The sequence below is a fragment of the Mucilaginibacter sp. GW821-FHT07H05 genome, assembly GCF_059418485.1.
In genome coordinates, this window is record NZ_JBWKPY010000005.1 from 297,343 (window position 1) to 312,066 (window position 14,724).

Sequence of the window (14,724 nt, forward strand, 5' to 3'; positions counted from 1 at the left end):
CGAAGTCTTAAGTCCGAAGTCTTAAGTCATCCTTTGGACTTTCGACTCCCGACTTAGGACTTAAGACTTCCGAACTTCAATCCGGTACCGGATCGTGCCCGTGCCCACCCCAGGGGTTGCAACTGGCAATCCGTTTTAAAGTTAACCATCCGCCTTTAAAGGCGCCGTGTTTTTTTATCGCCTCTACACCATACTGCGAACAGGTAGGAGTATACCGGCAAGATGCACCTGTTAATGGCGAAATAAAGTATTGATATATTTTAATGATCAGCAAAAATATAGCGCCGATAATGGCTTTAAATATGTTCCATACCCACCTCATTTTTGCAATTGCTCCATCAGCTGAATAAACATTTTCAGCATTTTTTTCTCCATAAAATCGTACGCGGCAATTTCGGTGCCTACATAAACCAGCGAGAGGGCAATGTGTTTATTGCGCTCTGTAAGATAATCGTACAAAAATTGTTGCTTGTGTAAACGGTAAACTTCGCGCATACGGCGTTTTACCAGGTTACGGTCTACCGCGTGTTTATAGCGTTTTTTGGGTACGCCAAAAACCACCTGCGCCGGCATGGTGCCGCCATCGGTAAACATCCACGAAACTTTGAAGGGGTAACATAAAAAAGAAGAACCGTTATGATAAAGCCCATCAATGAGCCTTTTATTACATAACCGTTCTTCTTTTTTAAAAGTGTACATCATTGCCTTATTGCCCGATATGATTGCATAACCGGTCATATAACTCCATTACCGGAGCAAGCAAATCCGTATTATGCTTTGTGACGACGCTCGTCAGATACAGATAATCTTTTTCTGCCTTTAGCTCTTCTTGAGGCTAAAACCCTTCTGCCATTGGCAGATGACATACGCTCACGGAAACCGTGTTTATTTCTTCTTTTACGCTGAGAGGGCTGAAACGTTCTTTTCATGACTATATATTTCTATTCGTTCCTTTTTAAAACAGGAGTGCAAATGTAGCGTATTTATTTAAAAGTTTCAAGTGAATTTTAAAAAAGTTTAATTGAGGCATTATAGTGTTGTTACTCGGTAGAAACAGATGATTATCTGTTTCCTTATATAGAAGAGCTATATAAAGGTTTTGAAAATGAAAGGTAGTGTTTCATCGGTGCCGATAGTCCTGCTATTCACTGCAAGTCCTCATTCCGCTGCGCTGCATTCCGGGCTTTCCGTTTCTATCAGGTTTAGTTTTGAACAGGCAGTGGTATCATAGCACATCCTTATTCCTTCATTTGCATATCTGCACATCTTCATATTTGCATATCCGCCACTTGCACATCTCAATATTAAGCTTTAATTTAGTTGCAGATTCCATCATTGCATTATGAAACGCCTCATTGGTCTTTTTAGCAACAAATTTTTCCTGGTAACGGTAGCATTTGCAGTATGGATGATATTTTTTGATAAGAACGACCTGTTCTCGCAATACCAATACCGTCAGCAGGCTAATAAGCTGCGCCAGGAACGTGATTTTTATAAAAAGGAAACCGCCGAAGTTAACGCCCAGCTTCAGGCCTTAACCACCAACCAATCGGCCCTCGAAAAATTTGCCCGCGAAAAGTATCTCATGAAAAAAGATAACGAGGATATTTTTGTAGTGGTAAAGGAAGATAAGAAGAATTAAGCGAAAATCTTTTTTAGGTCTGATTTGATACTTACAGAATTAGAAGCAAGGTCAAATTTTATCCCGAAATAAGCTAAAGGTGGGGTAATTATCGCAAGAAATATCACAGGCCATTCCTTACTCGCAATTGCGACACAAATAAATAAAACTTCAAACAAAGCTATAAGGAAATAAGATATTAATATCCTGTAGGTTAATGTAATTCTTATAGAAATTTTACTACCACCTTCATAAGGTTCTATTGCACCCTTAATTATGGGGACTATCAAAGGTGCCCTATAATATTGTATATTACATTGCAGACTAAACTTCCTCTGGTTAACATTACCGATAAACAAGTATGATTTACGCTGGTCATACTGTACAGTGTTTCCCACAGGGTCATAAAGTATAATTTTAGTCCGCAGGGCAAACTCTGCTTCCTCGGGTTTTAGTTTGGTGATAATAGTAAGATCTTCGTGAGGCAGCACGTTCATATAATGCTTGATTAACTTTAAAGCCCATGGCATCCTGAATTTATTTCAGGATGCCATGGGCATAGTCGCCACTAATAAGTTCACCCTGTATGATGGGGTGCTGAAACAAGTTCAGCATGACCTGTTTTACTTTCGGACTTCCCGTCTACCGACTTCCACCTATATTCCCTCCCGCTTGCGCATAAACCACTCGGTGCTGATCAATAGCATAATCAGTACAAATACCCATTTCATATCAATCAGGTCGGTATAGTGCCGGTCTTCGTACTCAACGGTTTTAATGGTCTCGTTCTTGCGGATTAGCTCGGCCAGACGGCTCATTTGCGATGGCTGCAGCATTTCCCCGCCCGATTGTTTGGCCATAGCATACAGCAACTGGTGATTGGCCGTGCTTTGGCGCGCCTCCTGGTTCATGGCTTTAACGGTGAACTGCCCATGGGCGGCCATAGATTTATCGCCCAGCTTTACACCGGCGTTATAGGTATACTCGCCAGCAGGCAAAGTGCCGGCATCCAACTGGTAACTTTGCCCGTTGCGACTGAACAGAAAACTGTAGTTTTTACCCGCGTCGTTTTTGATATCAGTGCGTACATCGGGGGTATTCACCAGTTCAAGCGCGTCGTTATATAGTTCGGCGTTGAGCAGGATATTCTCGCCCTCGTCAAATACGGTTTTAGATGGGTATACCCTAAACCGCTGCTGCCCGGCATTAGCGGTGAGGTATTGTACGCATTGCGTAAACAGCTCTTCTACCGCGCTGTGGGTGCCATAGGTTTGATACTCGGATAATTGCCAGCGCCAGATTCCCTCGGCAGTCATAACCGCTTCGCGGCGGCCGCCTTCATCACCAAAGGTTAACAGCGGATAGGGTGTAGGTACGCTCCCAATTTTTTGCCTTAGCAACGGCGTACCGCCCGCGGGCGAACTGTAGTTGCCATAAGGCGCCAGCAAAGGCGGAAATTTGGCCAGCTTTTGCAAAGTAGAATCGGACAGGGTAAACAGCGAGAATCCCGGTGCCTGCAATGCAAAAACTTCCTGCATATCCTGGCGGTTGGCGCCTATCTGCGCTATCTTTTGCGCCTGGTTCATGGCGTTCAGGTCGGTTTGGGCACCGGCTATAAACCATACGGGTATTTTGCTTTTGGCAGCCAGGCCGGCCATACCTTCGGCAGGTTGGTATAGGATCACCAGGCTGTAATCGTTCCAGTTAATGGCGCCGGCTTCGGCAGCGCGGGTGGTTTTTAGCTCGTAATTTTTGTTGCTTTCTATTGCTTGTTTAATTACGGTAATATCCGGATGCGGACTGTTATATAACAGCAGGATCTTTTGCCGGGCATCCAGCACTTCCACGTAAATAGTTTCGGTATTGTTTTGCAGCGAAATTTCGTTCTTCACCGGCGCAATGCTAATGGTGAATTTGTGGATGCCTTTTTTATCGGCACTTAGCTTTAACGGGATACTTTTTTTAAAGGCGTTATTGGTAACCGGGATAGATTGCGTAGTGAGCGGCCGCCCATCCTCGGCTACGTTCAGGTGAATACTTTCGCCATTACTTTGATAGGCAGCAGCCAATACTTCTATCTCAAAATCATTCCCTAAAAAGGCGGTTTTGTTGTAATTAACGTTAGCAATCAGCAAATCGCGGCGTGGGATGGTATCGCCCAGGGCAATGGTATAAATATTGGTCTTGATGTTTTTAGCTTCGTATTGCGGATCGGCGCCACGGTTGTATAAGCCATCGGTAGCTAAAACTACCGCCCCAATGTTCTGATTTACAAACCGGTCGTTCAGTTGGTGCAGTGCCTGGGCAATATCGGTTTGCTTGCCGGTATAGCCGGTAGTTAGTCCATCGTGCAGGCCGGCATCAAAGTTATATTCGCGTACATCGTAGCCATCGCCCAGGGTTTTCTTTAAAGCAGCCAGGTCCGTATCGAATTGTTTGGGATCAAATCCCGGCGATTTAAACAGTTTTATAGATTCTGAATTATCCTGCGCTATCAATACTAAAGGCTTTTGCGGCTGGTAACTCACCGATTTAACTAATGGGGATACCAGCAAAAAGGCAATGAGGAACACCGCCGTAGCACGCAGCGCCGCCAGTATATTACGGATGGTTGTACTGGTGTTTTGCGGATTGCGGTACATCAGCCAGGCATACAGTACACCCAGTAACAGGCAAACGGGTGTCCACCACCCCGAAACCGAACCCCAGTTGATTGAAAATAAAAACAGCATATATGTATTTGCAATATGCGAAATTATGATGAATGATAGATAAGTGAAATTGGGCTTATATCAGTTATGTTACAACGGGTATTTGTACCAAATAAAAAAGGCGCAAATATGCGCCTCTACATTTATACTTTGATAGCCTAATCTCTGATTAACTAATTTTCAATCACTAACCTACAACATCCCACCATCAACCGGGATTACCTGCCCGGTGATATAGGTAGCCATATCCGATGCCAGGAATACGCAGCAATTAGCCACATCCTCGGGCTCGCCGCCGCGTTTAAGCGGGATGGCTTGTGCCCAGCCTTCAACCACTTTAGGGTCAAGGATCTCGGTCATTTCGGTTTTAATAAAGCCTGGGGCTACCACGTTGGTACGGATATTACGGGAGCCTAATTCCTTTGCGATAGATTTAGAGAAACCAATAATACCCGCTTTTGATGCCGCGTAGTTGGCCTGCCCGGCATTGCCCTGCACACCTACTACCGAACTCATGTTGATAAACACGCCGTTACGGTTCTTCATCATTATTTTAGAAGCGGCCTTGGTTACGTTGAAGATAGATTTCAGGTTCACGTCCAGCACCTCGTCCCAGTTTTCCTCGGTCATGCGCATCAGTAAACCGTCTTTGGTGATACCGGCATTGTTCACTACAATTTGCAGGGTGCCAAAATCGGCAATAATATCATTGATCAGTTTTTCGGCCTCATCAAACTTGGAAGCGTCCGACCGGTAGCCTTTCACTTTGGTGCCATAGCTTTGTAGTTCCTGCTCTAAAGCCTGTCCTTTTTCAACAGACGATAAATAGGTAAATGCCACATTGGCACCATGTTCGGCAAATTTCTCGGCTATCTTGCGGCCTATGCCTTTTGATGCGCCGGTGATCAGCGCGGTCTTTCCTTCTAATAGTTTCATTGTTCCCCTATGATTTCGGGCGGTGAAGATAGTTATTTTAGTCCGAAAGTCGGGAAAGTCCGGAAGTCCGAAAGATATTTTTTCATATTTTATATTGCGCGTTTCTGCAAACCCGCCTTTCTAACATTTTTTACTTCCGGACTTTTCGGTCTTCCGGACTTTCCGACTATCTTTATCTATGCAATCCGTTGAAGATTTTTACGATCAGCTGAGTGGACGGTATACCGAACTGATCAGTCGTTGTGTACCACGGTACGACGAGATATTTTATAACCTGTTTTATTATCTTCCGGATGATCTGCATCCTAAACAAATACTGGATCTGGGCTGCGGCACCGGCAACCTGACAGCCGCGGCCTTGCAGCATTTCCCCAAGGCGGAGATCCACGCGCTTGACCTATCGGCCGAGATTTTGAACGAATGCCGCGAGCGTTTTAAGGACAATAGCAATATCCATTATCATCAGCAGGATTTCAGCCATTTGGATTTTGCCGATGGAAGCTTCGATCTCATTATTTCCAGTATCGCTATTCATCATATTAACGATGATGCAAAAGCTAAGCTATACCACAAACTGCACATCCTGCTTAAACCCGGCGGCGTATTTGTATTTGCCGATCAAACCCGGGGGATTACGGAAGAGATCTACCAAAAGCACATTGCCCGCTGGAAGGAAGAAGCTCTGAAACTGGGATCGACCGAGGCCGACTGGCAATTATGGATGGCCCACCAGGATGCGCACGATTATCATACCCCCGTAGGCTGGCACCTGAAACAACTGGAAACCGCCGGTTTTACCGAAGTAGATGTGATTTGGAAGAATATTATGTGGGTTGTGGTTTGGAGCAGGAAGTAATGACTATATATCTTCCTTTAATTTACGTATTTGCTCAAGTGCAGAGACATCGATTTGATCTTTAGGCCTATTAACTACTTTTTTATTCTCAATCAATTGGTTGATATGTAAGAATGGGATGCTAACATTCTCAATCTCAGCAATCGCCGCCATTTGAAGGCATTCATCAAAAGTGTATCCCTCAAGCCCTTTCATATCAATTAATATATCAAGACGTAGCGTATTATTTAAATGAAATTCCGTCCAGCCGGGTATAAATTGCATGTATTCAATCATTGGATAATCGCCCATATTACAGGCAAAAAAAGCTTTTCGTAAAGCTTGACGGTTTTCTAACGTGTCTTTGATCCAAATATCGATATCGCCAGTAAAACGCTCGTAACCGTGTAAAATAATGGCGTAGCCACCAACCATAATGTATTGAACATTATGATCATTAAGTGCTTTCCAAAATTTTAATATTTCTTCATCAAACACATCCACAATCTTACTTGCTAATAAATGATTTGTGTGTAATTACAGCCTTTTTCAGAGTTTGGCGTATTTTATATAAGCGGGTTCCCATTTCAAAACGCTCTTTATAGCTACGTTTTAAACTTTCTTTTAAAAGTTCTATTTCAGCTTCATCAAATGTTGTCATCTCTTTTTGCATAATAGCAACTTTATATCTTATCAAATTTACATAAAAGACAGTTATTTATCAAAGCTATTTCCGTTTCGGTTAGATTACGGTTGCACTTCCGGCGCCGGGCCATCCTTCTTCCGGTTTTTCTCCAGGGTGTTGCGTCCAACTTTGGTAAAGTTATAGCTGATCGTCATGCTGAAATTACGGGTACGGGTTGATGAAAAGCTTTCGCGCGTAAAGTTAACGCCATCGGTATAGGTGATGTTATTGCTGTTGCTGAAAGGGTTAACGGCCATCATGCGCAGTTTTAGCTTGTTTTTCATAAAGATCTTCCGCATACCAAAACTGGTGCTTACCGAACCCGAGTTGCGCCCCTGTGCCGAGCTGTTGCTGTAGTAGTTCATATTCCCCTCAAAGGCCAGGCGTTTAGGGAAATCTATCGTAATGCCCGCCTTGCCGTTCACACTGTAGCCATTGCGGGATACCGCGTTAACCGATGTGGTTTGATAAATGACACGGCCAATGGTTCCGCCGCCATTCAGGTTGATCTTTTTGTTAGGGCGGTAATTGCCGTAAATATTTACCGTATAATACTGGCTGCTGGCCAAATTATCATAAGTGCTTTGCGATACTCCTGTAGGGCTCACGGTGGTTAGCCTTTCAATAATACTGCTGGTGCTGGAATAGCCCAGGCGCGGATAGATTGACCATTTTTGCTGGAACATCCCAAAGCTGAGATCCAGCTGCCGGGTGTATGACGGACGCAGATTCGGGTTGCCAAAGCTGATATTGGTGGAGTCCTGGGTTTCTATCTGCGGGTTCAGGGCAAATTCGCGCGGGCGGGCAATGCGCTCGCTGTAGCTTAGTCCAAGGGTATACTTTTGCTTAAACATGCGGCTGGCCGACAGGTTGGGGAAAAAGTTGGTATACGGCTTAATGTTAAATTTTTGCGCCACCGACGACAGGTTAAAGCCCATATCCGTCAATTCGCCGCGCCCGCCTATCCTGAATGTCCAGTTATTAGTGGTATGCAAGTTTAAACTTGCATAGGCCGAGTAGATATTGGCATTAAACACAAAGCGGTTGGTTAAGCCGGTATTGGGCAAATACTGTTTAATATTATAGTTATAGTTGTTCACCTCCTGGTCGTTATCATTAGTGCGCAGGTTGGCATCCAAACCCAGGCTAAGGCTGTTTTTTGGTTTTTTTAGGGGTTTATCATAATCCAGCTTAAATATAAAACCGTGATTGGCGCCGTCAATATCATAGGTTTGCTCAACCGGGATCTTGTTGAGGATGGGCAGGCCTGTGCCATCCAGGTAAGCCCGCTGCAGGTAGCGGTTATTGCCCGATGAATTTGAACTGTACGTAGCGCTGGCCTCCAGTTGTTCACCGGCTTTGCTTATTTTCCAGGTATAGTCGGCATCAATATTATAGTTGAAGGAATTGTTGCGGTTGCTGTTATTCTGCTTGTTCAGGTTGCTTTCAACAGACATTTCATCTAAAAAATGGTAATCGGTGTATGACGCGTTTGCCGCATTATTCAGGTTAAGATTGGTTGATAGCCTGAGGTTGCGTGTACTATCGATATCCCAGTTAGCGCCGGTGCGAAAGTTATGGCCAAAGTTATGGCCATCGCGGCCGCTATAATTATTGCGGTAAAAAAGCGTATCGGGAAAAAAGTTTTTACGCAGCGAGTAGCTGTTGCCAATATTCTGGCTTTCGCCGAAGGCATAACTGGAGTTTATAGATAATGTTTTGGTACGATAGGACGCATAGCTGTTTATATTATAGTTGCCTAATGATCCGCCTGTTAAAGAAAAGGTACCATTCAGCCCAACTTTATAACCTTTCTTTAATACGATGTTAATGATCCCTTCCCCATCGGCCGAGTACTTTACCGGCGGATTGGTCATCACCTCAATTTTCTCAATCGCGTCGCTCGGCAGCACATTCAGCAGGTCGGTAATATTAGCTGTCATGTAATCAGACGGCTTGCCATCTATAAATATGCGGGTATTGCGTTTGCCGGCTATGGTGGCGTTGCCGTTAATGTCAACATTTACCATCGGCACGTTTTTAAGGATATCGGTAGCAACGCTGCCTTCGGCCTGTAAACTTTCGCTTACATTATAGGTGATCTGGTCGGCGCTGTACTCTACCTGCGGTTTTTTGTCGGATATCACCACCTCATTCAGCGCGTTGCCGCTTGGCTTCAGCCTGATGGTGCCCAGGTTGGCTACCATGTGCGTTTCGTTCAGTTCCACATGGTCAACAATCAGTTTTTCGTACCCTACAAATGATATGCGCAAACTGTAGCTGCCAAAGGGTACGCTATATAGGTTAAACACCCCGCCATCGTTGCTTGATGTGCCTTTGGCCATATTATCGCTGCCTACTTTGTAAAGCGCTATGGTAGCAAAATCAACCACCTCGCCGCTGTTGGCATCAACCAGTTTACCGCTTATGCGCGCGCCGGCAGGTACCGATTGTGCAAAAACTGGGTTAAAACATAAAGTGCCTAATAAATAAAGGAGTGCGTATAGTTTTTTCAATAACAGATGATTAGATGGTTTCCAAAAGTACGCTTTATTACAAAGTGTATAAAAAACACACCTGTAACATTTTTATTAATAGATGCTTTTTCCCATCAAAAGGATTAATGGCAATTCCGTTTTTTTTGTAAAATTTATAGTACAATCATCCATCATTAGCGGCATGTTATGGCCCGGAGTTAAAATCCTGTTTTTTCATAAATCATTAAAAATTATCTATAATTTCACCTATAATCCAACTCAATTTTGAATAAATGCAATTAATTTTTACTTTTTTTATAAATTATTATGCATTTATATAACATAATTACTAATTTTAGATAATGAACAAGCGGATTTTTAAATATTTACTCCTGGTTTTTGCAGCGATAGCTGTAAAGGTTAAGGGCGAATCAAAAAGTCAGCATCAATCATCCATTTCTCAACGCATTTTCAGGCCATCAGCCAGTTCCGGGTACGAAAATAGCCGTATACCCCATGTTTATTTCCTCGGGACTTATGGATCGGCACAAATTTGCAGGTCGCAAACGCACCGTTCATCCAGCTTTTTTAAAAGCTTTTTTACCAGCTTAAATAAACACAGCGCATACTTTCAGTTTTTAAGTAATACATTCCGGCAAACCCGCGATGGCTTTGCGCAACCGTGCAAACTCATCCTCTTTCCTTTCCACGCCTTTTGGTAAATCGCCGCTTTGAAGATATTTGAACGATAAATTAGACCTCCCGGCTTGATATCCCGGGAGGTTATTATCCCTTTTTTAACAAAAACCGGGGGATAGTGTCTATCATTCAATCCTGTTATCAATCAACTCTGCTTTTTTACCTAAAATCAATTACACTAAACTGCGCTCTGCCGTCCTGTGAAAACCCTGGGCGAATAATTGCACGCGGATACTTTCACCTTAAACAATACTGAAATGAAAAAAATTATACCTTTTAGCATACTTGTCATTGTAGTTATACTGGCATTTATGTTCCCGGGAGCTACAGGAGCAGCAAAAGCTGCCGAATTTGACAAAGCCGATACCGCCTGGCTTTTGATCTCTACCGCACTTGTATTATTAATGACACCAGGCCTTGCCTTTTTTTACGGCGGTATGGTGCGTAAAAAGAATGTGATATCTACCATGTTGCAAAGCTTTGTTTGTATGGGCCTGATTACCATTATATGGGTAGTATTTGGTTTCAGCATGGCCTTTGGCGAAGATGTTGGCGGATTAGGCCTTATCGGTAATCCTAAATCATTCTTTATGATGCAAAACACTATAGGTGTAGCATGGGGTACCATCCCGGTTATACTTTTTGCTATGTTCCAGCTAAAATTCGCGGTTATTACGCCGGCACTTATTACAGGTGCCTTTGCAGAACGTATCCGCTTCAATTCATATTTAATTTTCATCACCCTGTTCATCGTGGTGATCTATATCCCATTAGCACACGCCACCTGGCATCCGGAAGGCTATTTCTTTAAAATGGGAGTGCTTGACTTTGCCGGTGGTACCGTAGTACACATGTCGGCAGGTTGGGCTGCTTTGGCATCGGCCTTATATCTTAAAAAACGTAACGAGGCCGAAGAGGCGCATACACCTGCACGTATCAGCTACGTAATATTAGGTACCGGTTTACTTTGGTTCGGCTGGTTTGGCTTTAACGCAGGTTCGGCCTTAGGCGCTAATGAATTAGCTTCAACGGCTTTAGCTACTACTACTACCGCATCGGCCGCTGCTGCCATGTCGTGGATCTTCTTTGATATCCTGCGCGGTAAAAAACCATCTGCTTTAGGTGCCTGTATTGGTGCTGTTGTAGGTTTGGTTGCGGTAACCCCTGCTGCCGGTTTCATTACCGTTTCAAGCTCGCTGATTGTAGGTATCGTATCTGCTGTGGTAAGTAACCTGGTAGTGATCTGGCGTTCAAAAACAAATATTGATGATACACTGGATGTGTTCCCTTGCCACGGTGTTGGCGGTATGATGGGTATGCTGCTTACCGGCGTATTTGCTACCAAAAGTGTTAACAGCGCCGGTGCCGAAGGCTTATTTTACGGCGAAACCGGTTTGTTTGTAAAACACCTGATTGCTTTGGTTGCGGTGTCGGCCTTTGCTTTTATTGGTTCGTTCATCCTGTTGAAAATAACCGACCTGATCAGCCCGCTGCGCGTTACACCTGAGGAAGAAAAATTAGGTTTGGACGTAAGTCAGCACGACGAAGAGTTGTAATAACAAACCTTAATGATTTATACACAAAAGGCCCCGCATATGCGGGGCCTTTGTTACTTACCTAATATTTGAGAGAGAAAATGATCGCTTACCAAGGCAATACCTCGCCCAGGTGGGTAAAGCTGCCGGTAGGGCCGTCGGCACCATACAATGCGGCTTCCACGCTTGATTTTGCACCGTCAACAATCTCCATCGGAGCGGCATCGCTGCCCATATCGGTTTTAACCCAGCCGGGGTGCACCGAGTTTACTTTGATATTTGTACCCTTCAACTCGTCGGCCAGGTGAACGGTAAACGCGTTCAGCGCGGTTTTTGATGAATTATAAGAGAATGTTTTGAACGAGGCGATAGGACTGTCTTCCAATGAGTGTACACCTAACGAACCTAATATGCTGGATAGGTTAACAATGCGGCCTGCTTCGCTCTTTTTTAACAGGGGTAATAATTCGTGTGTTAAATAGATGGGGGCAAACAAATTTGTTTCGTAAATATAGTGCAGTTCATCGGCCTTTGTGCTGGATGTTTGATTGCCCGGTATAGTGGTTGATTCGGGGGCTACGCCGGCATTGTTTACCAGGATATCCAGTTTACCAAAGGTATCAGCAATATATTTTGCAGCGGCAACGCGTTCGTCGGCCTTGGTTACATCTAATTGAATGCCATAAGCATCAATGCCTTCGGCTTTTAATTTATCGGCTGTTTCCTGGGCCGATTTAATACTGCGGGCCGTAACAATTACGGTAATATCTTTTTGACCTAACTGACGGGCGGTTTCAAAACCTAAACCCCTATTGGCGCCTGTTATTAAGGCTACTTTTTGATTTTTCATTTTTATTTATGATTTGAGTTTGATTAATATAGACCAAATGGTCTTTTTTAATACATTTGATTATTTTTGTTTGACGTGTCAAATGTAATTACATAAATAGACCAAATGGTCTTTTTTGTGTCACAAAAATTACTCTTTTTTCCAGGTATCAATTTCGGCTTTCAAACTGCCAATAACCGTACGCATTTGCGCTGCATCGCCCAATACACGGCAAACAACAGTGGCGCCTTCCACCATGGCAAACATCCTGATGGCAAATTGTTCACCATCAAAACCGGGACTGAATTCATTATCGGCAATGCCCTGGTTAACAATAGCTGCAATGTATTTCTGGGTGGTAAGCATCCGTTCGCCTATTTTATTTTTTAGCGTGGGGTTAGTATCATCAGCTTCTACGCCAAAATTAACCAGGGGGCAGCCGCCCTGGCAAAGGGGCTCCAATGGGTCTTTATAAAAATCGAGCAGGGCAAATAGTTTTAGCCTGGCTGTTTTCTCTTTAGCCACAACCGAACTTACTTTGGTAGCCAGTTTAGCCAATAAATGATCAACAATAGCGGCCGACATATCTTCCTTACTATCAAAGTGACCATATAAACCGCCCTTAGCCATTTTGGTGGCTTGCATAATATCATTAATGGTAGTACCGGCTATACCTTTTTCGTTAAATATAGGGGCTGCCTGTTCTATGATAAATTGCCGCGTTCTTTCTGCCTTCCCCATGATCTGTTTTTGTTTAATATGCAAAAATAAACCTTTTGGTCGAAAATAGCAAGGGTGATGATAAAGCTATCATTATCATTGCTTTATTGTTGAGTGAAATGAAAAACCGGGTATGCCCAACGATTTTACCTCATCGGCTTCGGATATATCGGCAAACTCTCGTGCCCTTCCGCATCTACCGATTGTACAGCGAAAAAATAATTATCCTTCGAGTAGTTAAGTGTAGCCTCCGTGCCGGTTAAATAAAATTTCTTTTCCCAGTAGGGGCTAATGGTTTCCCGCATCAGGATATAATAACCTGCCGGTTTTTTACCGCCTTTAGGTATTTCCCATTTTAGGGTGGTGGTATTGGTTAAACCCGATGTGCTTACCCCAACATTTGCCGGCGCAGCCGGGGCTGAAGCTAAATTAGCTAATACAGACAGGTTCATACGGGCTACTTTTTGGATATAGTTATAATCTGCAAATTCGGGCAGATCGCCGTATACAATGCCTTTTTCGGTACGCAGATCCTGGTGCTGGTGGGTAAAGTCCTCGTTCATTTCGGTAAACCTAACGGCGGTAAAGCCATTCAGTTGAAATGATGTTTGGTCGCCGCCGCGCAGAAAGCGGTCGCGGCGGTAAACCAGCTTTACATCCAGGTGGTCTACATAACGTTCGGCAGTTTCTTTAACATAGCGGGCCAATTCGCGCGATTGACTGTCATTTTCGCCGCCATTGCCAATCATACTGTTAATAGCGGTAATGGCAGTACGGGCCGCGGCGCTGTCGGCCTTTGTAAGCGGTTCAATAATGGCGGCGCGGGTGCGCGGGTTTATACCAAACAAAGCCTTACCGTCGTCTCTGGTTGGTAAAGCAATAGATGGGATGCCCTCGCTAAAAACGCGTACATGGGTATTATCCTTTAAATCGTTATCCAGTCCGTGCGTATTGCCTACAATGTCGTTATTCAGCATGGCATCTACGTTCCATTTTTCATCCCTGGCACGCTTAGCAATATGGGCCGAGCCATTAAGGCCCTGTTCTTCGCCGGGAACGGCCATAAAAATAATGGTAGCCGGGAACGAGTGTTTAGCCATTACCCGGCAAATCTCCATCGAAACGGCCGTGCCTGATGCATCGTCAACCGCGCCGGGTTCAACCGCGTTGGCGTTCATTACGTCAGTCACCCGCGAATCATAGTGGCCCGATACCACGTAGATGCGGGTATCGGTTGGGTCGGTGCCTTTTAATATGGCCAATACATTTTTTAAAACCGTAGGCTTATCAAAACGGCCGCCTGCCGGTTGGGTAAAGGCATCAAACTCCACTTTCATACGCCCGCCCGATGCCGCCGCGTATTTTTCCATCTCGGCCTTGATCCAGTTACGGGCCGCGCCAATACCTTCGGTTTTACTGGTGGTATCGCTTAAGGTGTTCCGTGTTTTAAAGCTGACCAGCTTGCGTACAATAGCCTCCACGTTTTGGGATGATACCTCATCGGCCATTTGTTTAATAGCCATATCCTGCCTGATGGTGGTTTGCGCTACGGCGGGGATGGTGAGCAGGGATAAGAGTAAAAGTTTAATGTATTTCATGTTGTTTAGTTTGTCTTTTTATTTCAATTGTCATTGCGAGCGATAGCGCGGCAATCCCATAGGATATGCGACATGGAC

At 44.3% G+C, this 14,724-nt stretch carries 15 protein-coding genes; 4 read left to right on the forward strand and 11 right to left on the reverse strand.

Going from position 1 to position 14,724, the window contains the following annotated elements; genetic code table 11:
* Positions 1–76: 76 nt before the first annotated feature.
* From yidD to rpmH, 3 genes are read right to left on the reverse strand one after another with little or no spacing between them, the layout of a single operon-like run.
* Complete coding sequence (gene yidD / locus AC07M6_RS15305) at positions 77–322, reverse strand: membrane protein insertion efficiency factor YidD (protein ID WP_494890849.1); 246 nt, start codon at positions 320–322, stop codon at positions 77–79.
* Entirely contained in the window at positions 319–738 is a 420-nt protein-coding gene (locus tag AC07M6_RS15310; RefSeq protein WP_494890850.1) for a ribonuclease P protein component, read from the reverse strand. The genes yidD and AC07M6_RS15310 overlap by 4 nt, the downstream gene beginning before the upstream one ends.
* A 32-nt stretch (positions 739–770) precedes the next feature.
* Positions 771–929 carry a 50S ribosomal protein L34 gene (gene rpmH, locus AC07M6_RS15315; protein ID WP_079701901.1) on the reverse strand — a complete coding sequence of 53 codons (159 nt, stop codon included), beginning with the start codon at positions 927–929 and terminating at the stop codon, positions 771–773.
* Positions 930–1,342: 413 nt separating this feature from the next.
* Here rpmH and AC07M6_RS15320 point away from each other — a divergent pair, with 413 nt between their 5' ends.
* A complete protein-coding gene (locus AC07M6_RS15320) occupies positions 1,343–1,642 on the forward strand; it encodes an FtsB family cell division protein (protein ID WP_494890853.1) in 300 nt (99 codons plus the stop codon).
* Between the two features lie 635 nt (positions 1,643–2,277).
* On the opposite strand, the gene AC07M6_RS15325 is transcribed toward AC07M6_RS15320, so the two are convergent.
* Both AC07M6_RS15325 and fabG read right to left on the reverse strand, forming a co-directional pair.
* Positions 2,278–4,353, reverse strand: a complete 2,076-nt coding sequence (locus AC07M6_RS15325; RefSeq protein WP_494890855.1) for a hypothetical protein — start codon at positions 4,351–4,353, stop codon at positions 2,278–2,280.
* A 171-nt stretch (positions 4,354–4,524) separates the two neighbouring features.
* A complete protein-coding gene (gene fabG, locus AC07M6_RS15330) occupies positions 4,525–5,268 on the reverse strand; it encodes a 3-oxoacyl-[acyl-carrier-protein] reductase (RefSeq protein WP_494890857.1) in 744 nt (247 codons plus the stop codon).
* Positions 5,269–5,446: 178 nt separating this feature from the next.
* Between fabG and AC07M6_RS15335 the strand changes: the two genes are divergently transcribed.
* Positions 5,447–6,124 carry a class I SAM-dependent methyltransferase gene (locus tag AC07M6_RS15335; RefSeq protein ID WP_494890859.1) on the forward strand — a complete coding sequence of 226 codons (678 nt, stop codon included), beginning with the start codon at positions 5,447–5,449 and terminating at the stop codon, positions 6,122–6,124.
* 3 nt (positions 6,125–6,127) lie between these two features.
* On the opposite strand, the gene AC07M6_RS15340 is transcribed toward AC07M6_RS15335, so the two are convergent.
* From AC07M6_RS15340 to AC07M6_RS15350, 3 genes are all read right to left on the reverse strand, one after another.
* Entirely contained in the window at positions 6,128–6,607 is a 480-nt protein-coding gene (locus AC07M6_RS15340) for a hypothetical protein (RefSeq protein ID WP_494890861.1), read from the reverse strand.
* A gap of 4 nt (positions 6,608–6,611) precedes the next feature.
* Positions 6,612–6,776 carry a hypothetical protein gene (locus tag AC07M6_RS15345; protein ID WP_494890863.1) on the reverse strand — a complete coding sequence of 55 codons (165 nt, stop codon included), beginning with the start codon at positions 6,774–6,776 and terminating at the stop codon, positions 6,612–6,614.
* A gap of 74 nt (positions 6,777–6,850) precedes the next feature.
* The gene (locus AC07M6_RS15350) at positions 6,851–9,304 is read right to left on the reverse strand and encodes a TonB-dependent receptor (protein ID WP_494890865.1); all 2,454 of its coding nucleotides are present in this window, start codon (positions 9,302–9,304) and stop codon (positions 6,851–6,853) included.
* Positions 9,305–9,627: 323 nt separating this feature from the next.
* Here AC07M6_RS15350 and AC07M6_RS15355 point away from each other — a divergent pair, with 323 nt between their 5' ends.
* Both AC07M6_RS15355 and AC07M6_RS15360 read left to right on the forward strand, forming a co-directional pair.
* Positions 9,628–9,987 (forward strand): hypothetical protein, encoded by a 360-nt coding sequence (locus AC07M6_RS15355; protein ID WP_494890867.1) that lies wholly within the window; start codon positions 9,628–9,630, stop codon positions 9,985–9,987.
* A gap of 234 nt (positions 9,988–10,221) precedes the next feature.
* Positions 10,222–11,520 carry an ammonium transporter gene (locus tag AC07M6_RS15360; RefSeq protein WP_494890869.1) on the forward strand — a complete coding sequence of 433 codons (1,299 nt, stop codon included), beginning with the start codon at positions 10,222–10,224 and terminating at the stop codon, positions 11,518–11,520.
* Between the two features lie 88 nt (positions 11,521–11,608).
* On the opposite strand, the gene AC07M6_RS15365 is transcribed toward AC07M6_RS15360, so the two are convergent.
* The 3 genes from AC07M6_RS15365 to AC07M6_RS15375 all read right to left on the reverse strand — a co-directional run bounded on the left by AC07M6_RS15365 (position 11,609) and on the right by AC07M6_RS15375 (position 14,646).
* The gene (locus tag AC07M6_RS15365) at positions 11,609–12,349 is read right to left on the reverse strand and encodes an SDR family oxidoreductase (RefSeq protein ID WP_494890871.1); all 741 of its coding nucleotides are present in this window, start codon (positions 12,347–12,349) and stop codon (positions 11,609–11,611) included.
* A gap of 129 nt (positions 12,350–12,478) precedes the next feature.
* Positions 12,479–13,069 carry a TetR/AcrR family transcriptional regulator gene (locus tag AC07M6_RS15370; RefSeq protein ID WP_494890873.1) on the reverse strand — a complete coding sequence of 197 codons (591 nt, stop codon included), beginning with the start codon at positions 13,067–13,069 and terminating at the stop codon, positions 12,479–12,481.
* A gap of 125 nt (positions 13,070–13,194) precedes the next feature.
* Complete coding sequence (locus tag AC07M6_RS15375) at positions 13,195–14,646, reverse strand: M28 family metallopeptidase (RefSeq protein ID WP_494890875.1); 1,452 nt, start codon at positions 14,644–14,646, stop codon at positions 13,195–13,197.
* Between the last annotated feature and the right edge of the window lie 78 nt (positions 14,647–14,724).